General features: G+C 60.4%; 13 protein-coding genes, 1 tRNA gene and 1 pseudogene. 12 read left to right on the top strand and 3 right to left on the bottom strand.

The annotated features are described in order from the left end of the window. Window positions 1-8 precede the first annotated feature (8 nt). The 6 genes from rbfA to ACYZTK_RS11620 all read left to right on the top strand — a co-directional run bounded on the left by rbfA (window position 9) and on the right by ACYZTK_RS11620 (window position 4,731). Window positions 9-410, top strand: a complete 402-nt coding sequence (gene rbfA / locus ACYZTK_RS11645) for a 30S ribosome-binding factor RbfA (protein WP_461979409.1) — start codon at window positions 9-11, stop codon at window positions 408-410. 3 nt (window positions 411-413) lie between these two features. After that, window positions 414-1,331 (top strand): tRNA pseudouridine(55) synthase TruB, encoded by a 918-nt coding sequence (gene truB, locus ACYZTK_RS11640; protein ID WP_462014570.1) that lies wholly within the window; start codon window positions 414-416, stop codon window positions 1,329-1,331. 117 nt (window positions 1,332-1,448) lie between these two features. After that, window positions 1,449-1,718 carry a 30S ribosomal protein S15 gene (gene rpsO, locus ACYZTK_RS11635; protein ID WP_028623136.1) on the top strand — a complete coding sequence of 90 codons (270 nt, stop codon included), beginning with the start codon at window positions 1,449-1,451 and terminating at the stop codon, window positions 1,716-1,718. 196 nt (window positions 1,719-1,914) lie between these two features. After that, entirely contained in the window at window positions 1,915-4,020 is a 2,106-nt protein-coding gene (pnp, locus tag ACYZTK_RS11630; protein WP_462014569.1) for a polyribonucleotide nucleotidyltransferase, read from the top strand. A gap of 196 nt (window positions 4,021-4,216) precedes the next feature. Continuing rightward, window positions 4,217-4,289, top strand: a tRNA-Thr gene (locus tag ACYZTK_RS11625). Window positions 4,290-4,425: 136 nt separating this feature from the next. Next, the gene (locus ACYZTK_RS11620; protein ID WP_462014568.1) at window positions 4,426-4,731 is read left to right on the top strand and encodes a DUF6388 family protein; all 306 of its coding nucleotides are present in this window, start codon (window positions 4,426-4,428) and stop codon (window positions 4,729-4,731) included. Window positions 4,732-4,843: 112 nt separating this feature from the next. Here the strand turns inward: ACYZTK_RS11620 and nadC are convergent, their stop codons facing one another. After that, window positions 4,844-5,692 carry a carboxylating nicotinate-nucleotide diphosphorylase gene (gene nadC / locus ACYZTK_RS11615; RefSeq protein ID WP_462014567.1) on the bottom strand — a complete coding sequence of 283 codons (849 nt, stop codon included), beginning with the start codon at window positions 5,690-5,692 and terminating at the stop codon, window positions 4,844-4,846. Window positions 5,693-5,888: 196 nt separating this feature from the next. Between nadC and ampD the strand changes: the two genes are divergently transcribed. The 4 genes and pseudogenes from ampD (at window position 5,889) to ACYZTK_RS11595 (ending at window position 9,481) form a co-directional block, all read left to right on the top strand. Further along, window positions 5,889-6,449, top strand: a complete 561-nt coding sequence (gene ampD, locus ACYZTK_RS11610; protein ID WP_462014566.1) for a 1,6-anhydro-N-acetylmuramyl-L-alanine amidase AmpD — start codon at window positions 5,889-5,891, stop codon at window positions 6,447-6,449. Further along, entirely contained in the window at window positions 6,446-7,282 is an 837-nt protein-coding gene (gene ampE, locus ACYZTK_RS11605) for a regulatory signaling modulator protein AmpE (protein WP_462014565.1), read from the top strand. Before ampD ends, ampE begins: the two co-directional genes overlap by 4 nt. A gap of 201 nt (window positions 7,283-7,483) precedes the next feature. Further along, a pseudogene (locus ACYZTK_RS11600) lies at window positions 7,484-8,575 on the top strand (methyl-accepting chemotaxis protein); the annotation flags it as partial. Further along, window positions 8,552-9,481, top strand: coding sequence for a methyl-accepting chemotaxis protein (locus ACYZTK_RS11595; RefSeq protein WP_462014893.1), 930 nt, complete (start codon window positions 8,552-8,554; stop codon window positions 9,479-9,481). The pseudogene ACYZTK_RS11600 and the gene ACYZTK_RS11595, both read left to right, overlap by 24 nt. Window positions 9,482-9,600: 119 nt before the next feature. Here the strand turns inward: ACYZTK_RS11595 and ACYZTK_RS11590 are convergent, their stop codons facing one another. Both ACYZTK_RS11590 and cra read right to left on the bottom strand, forming a co-directional pair. After that, window positions 9,601-10,377, bottom strand: coding sequence for a TatD family hydrolase (locus ACYZTK_RS11590; protein WP_462014564.1), 777 nt, complete (start codon window positions 10,375-10,377; stop codon window positions 9,601-9,603). A 3-nt stretch (window positions 10,378-10,380) separates the two neighbouring features. After that, window positions 10,381-11,376 carry a catabolite repressor/activator gene (cra, locus tag ACYZTK_RS11585; RefSeq protein WP_462014563.1) on the bottom strand — a complete coding sequence of 332 codons (996 nt, stop codon included), beginning with the start codon at window positions 11,374-11,376 and terminating at the stop codon, window positions 10,381-10,383. A 290-nt stretch (window positions 11,377-11,666) separates the two neighbouring features. Here cra and ptsP point away from each other — a divergent pair, with 290 nt between their 5' ends. Both ptsP and pfkB read left to right on the top strand, forming a co-directional pair. Further along, window positions 11,667-14,528, top strand: a complete 2,862-nt coding sequence (ptsP, locus tag ACYZTK_RS11580) for a phosphoenolpyruvate--protein phosphotransferase (protein WP_462014562.1) — start codon at window positions 11,667-11,669, stop codon at window positions 14,526-14,528. Continuing rightward, a complete protein-coding gene (gene pfkB / locus ACYZTK_RS11575) occupies window positions 14,528-15,469 on the top strand; it encodes a 1-phosphofructokinase (protein WP_462014561.1) in 942 nt (313 codons plus the stop codon). The genes ptsP and pfkB overlap by 1 nt, the downstream gene beginning before the upstream one ends. Window positions 15,470-15,476: the final 7 nt, after the last annotated feature.

Below are 15,476 nucleotides of genomic sequence, written 5' to 3'. Positions count from 1 at the left end.
AACAAGACATGGCAAAAGAATACAGCCGTACCCAACGTATCGGCGATCAGATGCAGCGTGAGCTGGCACAGCTGATCCGTCGTGAAGTAAAAGACCCGCGCGTCGGCCTGGTCACCATTACCGCTGTTGAAGTCAGCCGTGACGTCGGTCACGCGAAGATCTTCATCACCGTGATGGGGCAGGACAACGCCGAAGACATCGCGCAAAGCATCAAGGTGCTCAACTCCGCCGCTGGTTTCCTGCGCATGCAGTTGGCCCGTGAAATGAAGTTGCGCAGCGTTCCACAGCTGCACTTCCACTACGACGAGAGTGTCGTGCGTGGCGCGCACCTGTCGGCCCTGATCGAACGTGCGGTGGCTGAAGATAGCCAGCGCCCGGAAGCGGCTGCACCCGAAGACGCCAAGGAGTAATCGGTGGCTCAGGTCAAACGTATCCGTCGTAATGTCAGCGGCATTATCCTGCTCGACAAGCCGTTGGGATTTACCTCCAACGCCGCGTTGCAGAAGGTTCGCTGGTTGCTGAACGCCGAGAAGGCTGGTCACACCGGCAGTCTCGATCCGCTGGCCACCGGTGTATTGCCGTTGTGCTTCGGTGAAGCGACCAAGTTTTCGCAGTACCTGCTCGATTCCGACAAGGCTTATGAAACCCTGGCGCAGCTGGGCAAGACCACCACCACGGCAGACGCCGAAGGCGAGGTTTTGCAGGAGCGTCCAGTGACCGTTGGTCGCGTCGATGTTGAAGCTGCGTTGCCCAAATTTCGCGGCCAAATCAGTCAGATACCGCCTATGTACTCGGCGCTCAAGCGTGATGGCCAACCGCTATACAAGCTGGCCCGTGCAGGCGAAGTAGTGGAGCGCGAACCGCGTTCTGTTACTATTGCGCGCTTGGAATTACTGGCCTTCGAAGGTGATACTGCGCGGCTGGCGGTGGATTGCACCAAAGGCACCTATATCCGCACCCTGGTGGAGGATATTGGTGAAGAACTCGGTTGTGGCGCTTACGTTGCTGAATTGCGACGTACCCAGGCCGGGCCTTTTACCCTGGCGCAGACTGTCACGCTCGAAGAGCTGGAAGCGGTACATGCCGAAGGCGGCAACGAAGCGGTCGATCGCTTCCTGATGCCATCGGACAGCGGCCTGCTGGATTGGCCACTGTTGCAGTTCTCGGAGCACAGCTCGTTCTACTGGCTTAACGGCCAACCGGTACGAGCCCCGGACGCGCCAAAGTTCGGCATGGTACGGGTACAGGATCACAATGGTCGCTTCATCGGAATCGGTGAAGTGAGCGAAGACGGGCGCATCGCGCCACGTCGACTGATTCGGTCAGAATGACCGAACGAGGGTGGCTGTTAATAGGCACGGTCACTACTCATTTTTAGATACGGGGATTTGTCCCTGGCCTATTGAGACTGTTTTTCTGAAACAGTTTCCTGATAAAAGGATTGCCTCATGGCTCTCGACGTTCAAGAAAAAGCTCAAATCGTTGCCGACTACCAGCAAGCTGTTGGTGATACTGGTTCTCCAGAAGTGCAAGTTGCACTGCTGACCCACAACATCAACAAACTGCAAGGTCACTTCAAGGCCAACGGTAAAGATCACCACTCCCGTCGTGGTCTGATCCGCATGGTAAACCAGCGTCGTAAGCTGCTGGACTACCTGAAAGGCAAAGACGTGAGCCGTTACAGCGCTCTGATCGGTCGCCTGGGTCTGCGTCGCTAATAAGCGATTGCGCTATGAGGTTGGTTGTTTGCTGTGCGTCAGCGGGTTTCCCGCAGGCGCATGGCAGGCTCCCAGCCTCAAGTTTTATCTGGATACACGTTTTACCCTGGACAGGCGTTGGGCCGATTCCCGACATTGCCCAAGAATTTCGCAAGAAGACAAGTTCCCCAAGAGCCACAAAAGAAGGTAGGACACCGTGAACCCGGTAATCAAAAAATTCCAGTTCGGTCAGTCGACCGTTACCCTCGAGACCGGCCGTATCGCCCGTCAGGCCTCCGGCGCAGTATTGGTCACCGTTGACGACGACGTCAGCGTGTTGGTGACTGTTGTCGGTGCCAAGCAAGCAGATCCAGGCAAGGGCTTCTTCCCTCTGTCCGTTCACTACCAGGAAAAGACTTACGCTGCCGGTAAGATCCCTGGCGGTTTCTTCAAGCGCGAAGGCCGTCCTTCCGAGAAAGAAACCCTGACTTCCCGACTGATCGACCGTCCGATCCGTCCGCTGTTCCCAGAAGGCTTCATGAACGAAGTGCAGGTTGTCTGCACCGTCGTTTCCACCAGCAAGAAAACCGATCCGGACATCGCTGCGATGATCGGTACCTCGGCTGCCCTGGCCATCTCCGGCATTCCTTTCGATGGCCCTATCGGCTGCGCGCGCGTTGCGTTCCACGAAAGCACCGGCTACCTGCTGAACCCGACTTACGAACAGCAGAAAGCTTCGAGCCTGGACATGGTCGTTGCCGGTACTTCGGAAGCCGTGTTGATGGTTGAATCGGAAGCCAAAGAGCTGACCGAAGACCAGATGCTGGGCGCTGTACTGTTCGCTCACGACGAATTCCAGGTTGTGATCAACGCCGTTAAAGAACTGGCTGCCGAAGCTGCCAAGCCAACGTGGGCCTGGGCTCCACAGCCAGAAGCTACCGCTTTGCTGGGCGCTATCCGTGCCGAGTTCGGCGACGCGATCTCGCAGGCTTACGCCATCACCGTCAAGGCCGACCGTTACGCTCGCCTGGGTGAGTTGAAGGATCAGGTTGTTGCCAAGCTGTCCGGTGAAGAAGGCCAGCCTTCCTCCAGCGAAGTGAAAGCGGCTTTCGGCGAAATCGAATACCGCACCGTTCGCGAAAATATCGTCAACGGCAAGCCACGTATCGATGGTCGCGACACCAAGACCGTTCGTCCTCTGAACATCGAAGTCGGCGTTCTGCCTAAGACCCACGGTTCGGCACTGTTCACCCGTGGCGAAACCCAGGCCCTTGTTGTTGCAACACTGGGCACCGCCCGTGACGCGCAACTGCTGGATACTCTGGAAGGCGAGAAAAAAGACCCGTTCATGCTGCACTACAACTTCCCTCCGTTCTCGGTAGGTGAGTGTGGTCGCATGGGTGGCGCTGGTCGTCGCGAAATCGGTCACGGCCGTCTGGCCCGTCGTTCGATTGCAGCGATGCTGCCTGCTGCCGACGTGTTCCCGTACACCATTCGTGTTGTGTCGGAAATCACCGAATCCAACGGTTCGAGCTCGATGGCTTCCGTTTGCGGCGCTTCCCTGGCCCTGATGGACGCTGGCGTCCCAATGAAGGCACCGGTTGCCGGTATCGCCATGGGTCTGGTTAAAGAAGGCGAGAAGTTCGCCATCCTGACCGACATCCTGGGTGACGAAGACCACCTCGGCGACATGGACTTCAAAGTAGCGGGTACCGCCAAAGGTGTTACCGCGCTGCAGATGGACATCAAGATCAAGGGCATCACCGAAGAGATCATGGAAATCGCTCTGGGCCAAGCCCTGGAAGCGCGCCTGAACATCCTCGGCCAGATGAACCAGATCATTGGCCAGTCGCGTACCGAACTGTCGGAAAACGCTCCGACCATGATCGCGATGAAAATCGACACCGACAAAATCCGTGATGTCATCGGTAAAGGCGGCGCGACCATTCGTGCGATCTGTGAAGAGACCAAGGCTTCGATCGACATCGAAGACGACGGCTCGATCAAGATCTTCGGCGAAACCAAGGAAGCTGCTGAAGCTGCACGTCAGCGCGTTCTGGGTATCACCGCAGAAGCCGAGATAGGCAAGATCTACGTCGGCAAGGTTGAACGCATCGTCGACTTCGGCGCATTCGTCAACATCCTGCCTGGCAAGGACGGTCTGGTTCACATCTCGATGCTGAGCGACGCTCGCGTTGAGAAAGTGACCGACATCCTGAAAGAAGGTCAGGAAGTGGAAGTGCTGGTACTGGACGTGGACAACCGCGGCCGTATCAAGCTCTCCATCAAGGACGTAGCAGCAGCCAAGGCTTCGGGCGTTTAATCACGCGCATGGCCTGACCGCTACAACGTTGTAAAAAATGCCCCGCCGTGAAAACGGCGGGGCATTTTTTTGTGTCCAGAAAAGATCAAAAGATCGCAGCCTTCGGCAGCTCCTACATGGATACGGCGTAGGAGCTGCCGAAGGCTGCGATCTGTCAGTTGCCTGACCCCGAAGTCAGTGCTAGGTTTAGCCGACCGCCCGTGTAGCTCAGCCGGTAGAGCAGCGCACTCGTAACGCGAAGGTCGCAGGTTCGATTCCTGTCTCGGGCACGAAGCGACACGTTGTTTTCAGATGATCCCGAATGGTTCTGAAGGCCAGACAAGCCGGTAACAAGCGGCTTTTTGCGTCAGAGAGATCCTTGATGATCCAGATCCATCTTCCATTCCCCAGATCAAAGAGAACGCCATGACCGTTAAAGAATTGACCCAAGAAGCCAGACACGAAGAAGCGCTGAAGAAATACTTGCTGGAGTCGCCGCAACTGGTTGACGAGATCAAGGACCTGCCCGCCGATGATCAGAAAGACCAGATCCAGTGGGCATTCGAGGACGAAGCAGAATCCCAGGGCCTGCAGCCCTGGGAGCTGACGCTCAAGTACACCTCGACCCCGGAAGAATTCGAAGCGGCGCGCCTGGTGCTGCACAAGGAGGCCGCCGAAGTATTGGGCGTCGAATGGGAAGAGTACTGCGAGATGAATAATCTGGTGGTATGACCCCTGTAGGAGCGAGCTTGCTCGTGATGGTCGCTAACGATAACGCGTGTTTACTGGGTAAACGCGGCGCTTTCAGGCTCATCGCGAGCAGGCTCGCTCCTACAGTGTTGAGTCAGATACTCAAGCGCATCGACAGGTCAACCGCCTTCACATCCTTGGTCATCGCACCAATCGAAATGTAATCCACACCGGTTTCAGCAATCGGCAGCAACGTGCTCTCGTTGATCCCGCCGCTCGCCTCCAGCTTGGCCTTGCCGCCGTTCAGGCGGACCGCTTCGCGCATGTCATCAAGGCTCAGTTCGTCGAGCATGATGATGTCGGCACCCGCCGCCAGCGCTTCCTTCAACTCACTCAGGCTCTCCACTTCGATCTCCACCGGCTTGCCCGGGGCAATCTTGTGCGCGGCATTGATGGCTTCGGGAATGCCGCCACAGGCCGCGATGTGGTTTTCCTTGATCAGGAAAGCGTCATACAGGCCGATGCGGTGGTTATGGCAACCGCCGCAGGTCACCGCGTACTTCTGCGCCAGGCGCAGGCCAGGCAGGGTTTTGCGCGTGTCGAGCAGCTTGACCTGGGTTTGTGCGACAAAATCCGCCAGATACTGCGCGCGAGTCGCCACGCCCGACAGCAATTGCAGGAAATTCAGTGCGCAGCGCTCGCCCGTCAGCAACGAGCGCGCCGGTCCTTCAAGGTGGAACAGCGCCTGATTGGCTTGCACCCGTTCGCCATCACGGACCTGCCAGTGCACGGCGACTCGCGGGTCCAGTTGCCGGAACACGGCATCGACCCAGGCGGTACCGGCGATGACGGCGGCGTCACGGGTGATGATGGTGGCTTTGGCCAGGCGTTCTGCCGGGATCAACTGCGCGGTGATGTCGCCGCTGCCGATGTCTTCGAGCAACGCACGGCGCACGTTGGCTTCGATTTCGGCAGTCAGGTCGGCGAGACGTAGATTCGGCATAAAGGACTCCACAAACAAAGTGATCCGATTATAGGGCCATGGCACGCGGCAACCCAAGGCGTCAGCAGCCTTTCCACAGGGGGGGAAGCTGCATTTGGTCGATTCACCCGGTACATCAATCGCGTCAAGTGATCGCGCCCGGAGGGTCTATCGCGGCATACTGGGGGCCAATACAGACGACGTTGAAGGAACCGGTATGCAGTTGGACCCCGCGAGTGGTTGGTATGAAGGCGCCCAGGTCTGTGCCTCGCCCAACTTCAATGCGCGCCCTACAGGCGAGATTTCCCTGCTGGTTATCCACAACATCAGCCTGCCGCCCGCGCAATTCGCCACCGGCAAGGTGCAGGAATTTTTCCAGAATCGCCTGGATGTCACGGAACATCCCTATTTTGCAGGGATTGCCGACCTGCGGGTGTCCGCGCATTTTCTGATTGAACGTGACGGCACGGTGACTCAGTTTGTCTCTTGTCTGGAGCGCGCCTGGCACGCCGGTGTCTCGGTTTTTGACGGTCGGGAAACCTGTAACGATTTTTCCGTGGGCATTGAGCTGGAAGGCACGGATGATCTGCCTTTCACCGATGCCCAATACGAGGCATTGACCCGGTTGACCCGACAGCTGCAAGGCGCTTTCCCGGACATCACCGCACAGCGCATATGCGGGCACAGTGACATTGCACCCGGACGCAAGAGCGATCCGGGACCGGCGTTCGACTGGGCACGCTATCGCGCTGCCCTGGCAAAAGAGGAACAACAATGAGTTTTCTGGTGTTGCTGTTGGCGGTCTGGATCGAGAAATTCTCGGCCCTGCGTCATCGGGTTCAGCGCGACGGTGGATGGTTGCGTGAACTCAACAAGCTTGAGGCAAGCCCGCGCCTGGCTAGTCACCCGTGGCTGGTGCTGGTGATCCTGGTTTTGCTGCCGGTGGCGCTGCTGGGTCTGCTGCTGGTAGTCCTGGAGCCGGTGGCTTACGGATTATTGGCGTTACCTGTGCACTTGCTGGTGGTGATCTACAGCCTGGGCCGTGGCGACTTGCTGGCAGGCCTCGGCCCGTTCCGGGATGCCTGGCGCCGGGAAGACTTGCAAGCGGCAGCGCATGTGGCCAACCGCGATCTGGGGATTTGCGCGGAAGATGGCGAGCAGTTGCTGGAACGTGTCCAGGCACACTTGCTGTGGGAGGCTTACCAGAGCTTTTTCGCGGTGATCTTCTGGTATTTCCTGCTCGGTCCGGTCGCTGCCTTGAGCTATCGCCTGTTGGCACTGGCCGAAACCCACGCGCAAAACCCGGCGGTCGCCGAACGCGCGGCGCAGTTGCGCCATGCATTCGACTGGATCCCGGTACGCTTGCTGGCGGCCAGTTTTGCCCTGGTCGGCAACTTCGTCGCGGTCAGCCGGGTCATGCTGCATGAGCTGCTGAACTGGGGGATCAGCGCTGCCCAACTGATCGAGAAAGTCGGCCTGGTCGCCGGTGAAATTCCCGCCCCAGTAGTGGGCCCGGACGGCATCAACAGCCTCGACCGAATCTGGGAACTGCTGCTGCGCGCAGCCGTACTCTGGTACGCAGGCTTCGCGCTGTGGACAGTCCTTCCCTGACAACAGCTTCACGAACGACAAGGATCGCCGCCCACGATCTTTGTCGTTAACCTTAAGTTACAAAAACTCCCGCCGATTTAAGCTATACAGAGATAGCGCCCAATAGTGGCTATCTGCTGTCTCTGTGCGCCTGCCAATAAAAATAAGAAATCCAAGGGAGACTTCACAGTGAAGAGCTTGCTCTATCCCGCCGTCGCGCTAATGAATCGCCTGAGCTTCGGCATGAAGTTCAGCCTGATCAGCGTGCTGTTCCTCATACCGATGCTGGTGACCAACTTTTATCTGGTGCGCGATTCCTATCGTGAATTCCAGGGCACCCGGATCGAGTTGCAAAGCATCGACTTGTTGGGCAGCAGCCTGGCCTTGCGCCGGGATCTGGAAACCCTCAACAACTTGGTGCAGATCAACGTCACCCTGGGGCAGTCAGGCAAGGCTGGCAATGTCGAATCGACCATCAGCGCCCTGGAGAACAGCGTGCTGGCGCGCCTGCAAGGGTTGGCAGCCATGTCTGCCGATCCCGAGCACATCACAGCGTTCGATACCAAACGCGATGAAATGATTGCCGCTTTCAAGGCCCAGCAGGCCGAGAGCTCCGTGCAAAGCAAGAGCGGGATGATCGCCAAGTTGCTCGGCAATGCGCAGATTTTCAGCCAGATCATCGCCAGTCAAGCCGGCTTGAGTCGCGACACGCAAAGCGACATGCGCCAACTCACTGAACTGATTACCACTGTTACTCCACCGGTCACCCAGCTGTTGGGCGATGGGCGGGCGATGGGCGCTTTTTCCCTGGGGCAGGGCTTCCTCAACTCCGCATCCAGCACCCGCTTTGATGAATTGCTGGTGCAGATCGAAAAACTTCAGGGCGAATATGGGCTGAAGCTGCAGGACGCACTGGGTTCGAGCAAAGCCGCCCGGGAAACCCTGGCGGCAGCAGCTGATAACAGCAAGGCAACACTGAAAAAAGCCAGTGAGCTGTTTGAAGAGCAGGTGGTGATGGCCGATACGCTCGACGCGCCGTGGCAAGGTTTCTACGATCAGGTGACCGGCCTGATGGACCAGACCTACCAACTCAATGAAGCCACCCTGAAATTTCTCGGCAGCCAATTGCAGCAGCGTCTGGAGCAGAACCGCACGCACATGATCCTGCAGGCCGTGGCGTTGTCGGTGGTGTTCATCCTGATTTTTTATCTCTACGGCGGTTTCTACGCATCCACCCGAACCACCCTCAAGCGCCTGGGGGCAGTGATGGACAAGGTCGCGGCAGGTGATATGACGGTGACGTTCAGTGCCAACAGTCGCGATGAGCTGGGCGAATTGGGCGAGGTGTTCAACAGCACCGTGAAGAAAATCCATGACCTGATCGAGCGCGTGGGCCAGACCGTCAGCGAAGTTGAGCGCCAGGCCAGTCAAGTGGAAACCGTGTCCGCCCGCAGCAACCAGGCCGTGGCGGGGCAGCGCTCGCAGATCGAGCAGGTGGCGACAGCCATGAACCAGATGTCGGCGACTTCCCTGGAGGTGGCGCGCAGTGCCGCTGCGGCGGTGAATAGCGCCCACAGCGTCAACGACGAAACCCTCAGTGGCCGCGGTCTTGTGCAATCGCAACAGGGCAGCATCGCCGCATTGGCTGGCGAGATCGATCAGTCGGTGCTGGTGATCAATCAACTGGCCAGCGACAGCCAGGCCATCAGCCGGGTACTGGAGGTGATCAAGAGCATCGCCGAGCAGACCAACCTGCTGGCACTTAATGCCGCCATCGAAGCTGCGAGGGCGGGTGAGCAGGGGCGCGGGTTCGCGGTGGTGGCCGACGAGGTCCGGACCCTGGCCAAGCGCACTCAGCAATCGACTGAAGAAATCGAGCAAATGATCAGCAAGCTGCACAGCGGCGTTGGTGCGGCAGTGAAGGCCATGGGCACCAGTCATCAGATGGCCAGCGGCACGGTGGGGCAGTCGGAAAAGGTCCAGCAGGCGCTGGAAAATATCTTGGGCGCGGTTGGCATGATCGTCGATCAGAACCAGCAGATCGCTGCCGCCGTGGAACAGCAAACCGCCGTGGCCCATGACATCGACCAGAACATCGTCGAGATCAACCGCGCCGGCGAGCGCACCGCTGAAGGGGCGCACCAGACCGAGGACGCCAGCCGGGCATTGTCGGTCCAGGTGGTGGAGTTGAAGCAGCTGATCAGCGCGTTCCGGGTCTGACCCGCCCCCTGCGCACCCTGTAGGAGTGAGCCTGCTCGCGATGACGGACTGACATTCAACACCCGTGTTGACTGTTACGACGCTATCGCGAGCAGGCTCGCTCCTACAGGGGATCGCCGTTACCAGTTAAAGACTTCGCACGCATTCACCGTGCTGACGGCCGCCAACCGCTCCGCACCAATCCCCATAATCCCCGCCAACGCCGCGCAAATATCCGGCAAATGCGCCGGGCTATTGCGCTGCCCCGCATACATCGCCGGCGCCATGTCCGGCGAGTCGGTTTCCAGCACCACCGCATCCAGCGGCAACTCGGCCAGCACCCGGTGCATGCGCAGCGCCTGTGGCCAGGTGGCGGCGCCGCCCAGGCCCAGTTTGAACCCCAGCTTGATGTACTCGCGAGCCTCTTCCTTGCTGCCGGCAAACGCATGGATGATCCCCGCACGTTTCAGGCGAAAGCGTTTCAGCGAGGCAATCACTGCGGCATGGCTGCGCCGCACGTGGATCAGCGCCGGCAGATTGAAATCCGCCGCCAGTTGCAACTGCGCATCAAACAGCAGCTGCTGGCGTTCGCGATCGAGGGTTTCGATAAAGTAATCCAGGCCAATCTCACCCACCGCGCACAGCTGACGATGACCCGCCAGACGCGTCAGCCAGTCACCCAGCTCAGGTAAATCTTGCGGCCGATGCTCCTCCAGATACACCGGATGCAAACCAAACGCCGCGTACAGATCGGCATCGCTTTGCACCAGCTCCCACACCCGCTGCCAGTTACCCTGGAAAACCCCTAGCACCACGATCCGCCGTACCCCCAGCGCACGGCTTGCCGCCAGCAGCGCGGATCGATCGGCGTCGAAGTCGGCAAAGTCCAGGTGAGTGTGGGTATCGATCAGCTCCACGATTCAGTCCTGACGAATACGCTGCTTGAAGGTCCGGGCGATGGCCTGCACGCCGGGCTGGTAGTCCGATTGCTCGATAGCGGCCAACGCCAGTTCCAGGGCCTTGTCGGCGATCAGCTGATGTTGCTGGGCCATGGCATTCACCGGCAGTGGCAGGAAATCGAGCAATTGCGTATCGCCAAATGTGCCAAGGCGCAACGGTCGGGATTTCAGGGGGAAGTCGTGCAGTGCATCGAACACGCCCTGTAAAAGCACATAGGAAGTGGTGACCAGCGCATCCGGCAGATGCCCCAGGCGCTGCAGCATTTCCTCCATCAACTGCTTGCCGCACTCGCGGCTGAAAGACTCGCCGTGTTCGATCAGCACCTCGCCGCTGAACCCGGCCAGCGCTTCCTTGAAACCTGCTGCACGTGCCTGGCTGATGCTCAGTTCGGGGCGAGCGCCAATCAGGGCGATCTGCTTGGGCAGCGGCTGCAGGAGGCTGCGAGTCAGTTGCAAGGCGGCTTCGCGGTCGTCACTGACCACCGAGCAGAAATGTTCCGGCTCCATGACCCGGTCGATCGCAATGATCGGGATACCCTTGGCTTGCAGCTGGCGATAGCTGTCATCGCCACTGGGCAGGCAACTGGCGACGATAAGCGCGTCGCAGCGCCGCGCACGGAACAGCTGCAGCAATTGCCGTTCGCTGTCCGGTGCATCGTCGGAGCTGGCGATCAGCAGCTGATAGCCGCGGGCCCGCGCACCCTGTTCGAGCAGTTTGGCGATTCGCGCGTAACTGGGGTTTTCCAGATCCGGCAGAATGAACCCGAGGGTGCGAGTGTGCCGGCTGCGCAAACCTGCCGCTTGCGGATTAGGCGTGAAGCCGTGCTGTTCGACTACGGCTTGCACGCGCTCGACCGTGGCGCGGCTGATCCGTTGCTGCTCGGCCTTGCCATTGATGACATAACTGGCGGTGGTCACGGAGACGCCGGCCAACTGTGCAATATCACTGAGTTTCAACTCGGGATTTCCTTGTTTATTCGAGCTTGCCCCGACATTTTCGTCAATCCTACCCGATTCAGGCAGGCGACCATTGTCGCAGCGCTTGCGACGAGTTGGACTTCAAGGATGGGACATAATCGAGTAACGTGCCAATCTTTCTAGATTAAACGTTTCAGCAGGCGTATTTTCTACGCTTTAGGAGCTTTGGCCAGTTCTGCCGTGAAACTGCCAAATTTGATCAACAAGCGCCTAAGCTGAACTATCCAAAACAATACCTGGTGTCTCAAAGGCGCCAAAAAGGAGAAAGCATGCTCGAGCTCACTATTGAGCAGATATCCATGGGTCAGTCGGCCGTGGATAAATCCGCAGCGTTGCGTCTGCTGGCGCAGCACCTGGTTGCCGATGGTCTGGTTGCCGAGGGTTATCTCGCCGGCTTGCAGGCCCGGGAAGCCCAGGGCTCGACCTTTCTAGGTCAGGGTATTGCCATTCCCCACGGCACGCCGGATACCCGCGACCAGGTATTTTCCACCGGTGTACGCCTGATGCAGTTCCCCGAAGGGGTGGACTGGGGCGATGGCCAGATCGTCTACCTGGCGATCGGTATCGCCGCCAAATCCGACGAACACCTGCGCTTGCTGCAACTGCTGACCCGCGCCCTCGGTGAAACCGACCTGGGCCAGGCGCTGCGCCGTGCCAGTAGCGCCGAAGCCTTGCTCAAGCTGCTGCAAGGCGCGCCGCAGGAGCTGGCGCTGGACGCGCAGATGATCGGCCTGGGCGTGTCCGCCGATGACTTTGAAGAACTGGTATGGCGCGGCGCGCGTTTGCTGCGCCAGGCAGATTGTGTGAGCAATGGTTTCGCCGCCGTGTTGCAGCAGGTCGAAGCCTTGCCGCTGGGTGACGGGTTGTGGTGGCTGCACAGTGAACAGACGGTGAAGCGCCCGGGCCTGGCCTTTGTCACGCCGGACAAGCCGATGCGTTATCTCGGCCAGCCACTGAGCGGCCTGTTTTGCCTGGCAAGCCTGGGTGAGGCGCATCAAGCCTTGCTCGAGCGCCTGTGTGCGTTGCTGATCGAAGGCCGTGGCCATGAATTGGGCCGCGCCACCAGCAGTCGCAAAGTCCTCGAGGTACTCGGCGGTGAGTTGCCTGTCGATTGGCCGAGCGCGCGAATCGCCCTGGCCAACGCCCATGGCTTGCACGCCCGCCCGGCGAAAATCCTCGCGCAGTTGGCGAAAAGCTTTGAAGGCGAAATCCGTGTGCGTATTGTCGATGGTCAGGACAGTGCTGTGTCGGTTAAAAGTTTGAGCAAGCTGCTGAGCCTCGGCGCCCGGCGCGGCCAGGTGCTGGAGTTTGTCGCCGAGCCGGGAATTGCCGCGGACGCCTTGCCGGCTTTGCTGGCCGCGATCGAGGAAGGGCTTGGCGAAGAAGTCGAGCCTCTGCCAGCCGTCAGCCAGCAGCGTGAAGTGCTCGCCGACATTGCCGAAGTGCTGCTGGCGCCGGCATCCGGTAGCGTGATTCACGCGATTGCCGCTGCCCCCGGGATTGCCATCGGCCCGGCGCATATCCAGGTGCTGCAAACCATCGACTATCCGCTGCGCGGAGAGTCCGCCGCCATCGAGCGCGAGCGTCTCAAGCAGGCGTTATCCCAGGTGCGGCAGGACATACAAGGCCTGATCGAGCGCAGCAAGGCCAAGGCCATCCGCGAGATTTTCATCACCCACCAGGAAATGCTCGACGACCCGGAACTCACCGATGAAGTCGACACTCGCCTCAAGCAGGGCGAAAGCGCCGAAGCGGCGTGGATGGCGGTGATCGAAGCGGCCGCCCGGCAACAGGAATCACTGCAGGACGCCTTGCTTGCAGAGCGTGCTGCCGACCTGCGCGACATCGGCCGCCGGGTGCTGGCGCAACTCAGCGGCGTCGAAACCCCGAGCGAGCCGGAACAGCCTTACATCCTGGTGATGGACGAAGTCGGTCCTTCGGATGTGGCGCGGCTCGATCCGGCACGCGTGGCCGGCATCCTTACTGCTCGCGGGGGCGCCACGGCGCACAGTGCAATCGTCGCCCGCGCCCTGGGTATCCCGGCTCTGGTCGGTGCCGGGGCTGCAGTGTTGTTGCTGGCGCCGGGTACGCCGTTGCTGCTGGATGGACAGCGCGGTCGCCTGCACGTGGATGCCGATGCGGCGACCCTGGAGCGCGCAATCGCCGAACGTGACAGCCGCGAACAACGCCTCAAGGCTGCGGCCGAGCAGCGTCACCAGCCGGCGCTGACCACCGACGGCCACGCCGTTGAAGTATTCGCCAACATTGGCGAAAGCGCGGGCGTGACCAGTGCGGTCGAGCAGGGCGCCGAAGGCATTGGTCTGCTGCGTACCGAACTGATTTTCATGGCCCATCCGCAACTGCCGGACGAGGCCACGCAAGAGGTGGAATATCGCCGGGTGCTCGATGGCCTGGCGGGTCGGCCGCTGGTAGTACGCACCCTGGATGTCGGCGGCGACAAGCCGCTGCCGTATTGGCCGATCGCCAAGGAGGAAAACCCGTTCCTCGGAGTGCGCGGCATTCGCCTGACCCTGCAACGCCCCAAAGTCATGGAGGCGCAATTGCGCGCCTTGCTGCGGGCCGCTGACAACCGCCCTCTGCGCATCATGTTTCCCATGGTCGGCAGCGTCGACGAGTGGCGTCAGGCCCGGGACATGACCGAGCGCCTGCGCCTGGAAATTCCGGTGGCGGACCTGCAACTGGGGATCATGATCGAAGTGCCGTCGGCTGCGTTGCTGGCGCCGGTATTGGCCAGGGAGGTCGACTTTTTCAGCATCGGCACCAACGACCTGACCCAGTACACCCTGGCCATCGATCGCGGCCATCCGACGCTGTCGGCGCAGGCGGACGGTCTGCACCCGGCGGTACTGCAACTGATCGACATCACCGTGCGTGCGGCCCATGCCCACGGCAAATGGGTCGGTGTGTGCGGCGAGCTGGCCGCCGATCCGCTGGCGGTGCCGGTGCTGGTCGGCCTTGGCGTGGATGAGTTGAGCGTCTCCGGTCGCAGCATCGCCGAGGTCAAGGCGCGCATCCGCGAGCTCAGCCTCACCCAGGCACAAACCGTTGCCCGACAAGCCCTGACCGTCGGCAGCGCGAGTGAAGTACGCGCATTAGTGGAGGCCCTGTAATGGCCAAGATCCTCACCCTGACCCTTAATCCGGCGCTGGACCTCACCGTTCAGCTGCCGCGCCTCGAACCCGGCCAGGTCAACCGCAGTGACGAGATGCTCACCCACGCCGCCGGCAAGGGCGTGAATGTGGCGCAGGTGCTGGCGGACCTCGGGCACCAGGTGACCGTCAGTGGATTCCTCGGTGAAGACAATCCCCAGGCGTTCGAAACTTTGTTTGCCAAGCGCGGATTTGTCGACGCCTTCATCCGCGTCCCGGGCGAGACCCGCAGCAACATCAAGCTGGCTGAAAGCGACGGCCGCATTACCGATGTCAACGGTCCGGGACCCCGGGTCAGTGCGGTGGCGCAGCAGGCGCTGCTAGATCGTCTGGAGCAGATTGCCCCCGGGCATGACGCGGTGGTCGTCGCCGGAAGCCTGCCCCAGGGTGTCAGCCCGCAGTGGTTGCAGGCGCTGATCTTGCGCCTCAAGGAACTCGGGTTGAACGTTGCCCTCGACACCAGTGGCGAAGCCTTGCGCGCTGCCCTCAAGGCCGGTCCCTGGCTGATCAAGCCCAATACCGAAGAACTTGCGCAAGTGCTCGATTGCGACGTGCAGTCGGTGGCTGCCCAAGCTGAAGTGGCGAGCCGCTTGCACGCCCAGGGCATCGAGCACGTGGTGATTTCCCACGGAGCGGAAGGCGTTAACTGGTTCAGTGTCGGCTCGGCGATGCACGCCACGCCGCCCAAGGTCAGCGTCGCCAGTACGGTGGGCGCGGGAGACTCATTGCTGGCCGGCATGCTCCACGGTTTGCTCAGCGCCGATACACCTGAACAGACCTTGCGCACCGCCACGGCGATTGCGGCGATGGCCGTCACCCAGATCGGTTTCGGCATTGGCGATACCGCGCAATTGGCGCGGCTCGAACAGGGTGTGCGCGTACGCCCCCTGACAGAACAATAAGAGGGTT

Source organism: Pseudomonas sp. LB3P31, assembly GCF_054897945.1.
The sequence above is the reverse complement of the archived record's forward strand: the minus strand, read 5'-3'. Positions and strand labels throughout refer to the sequence as shown.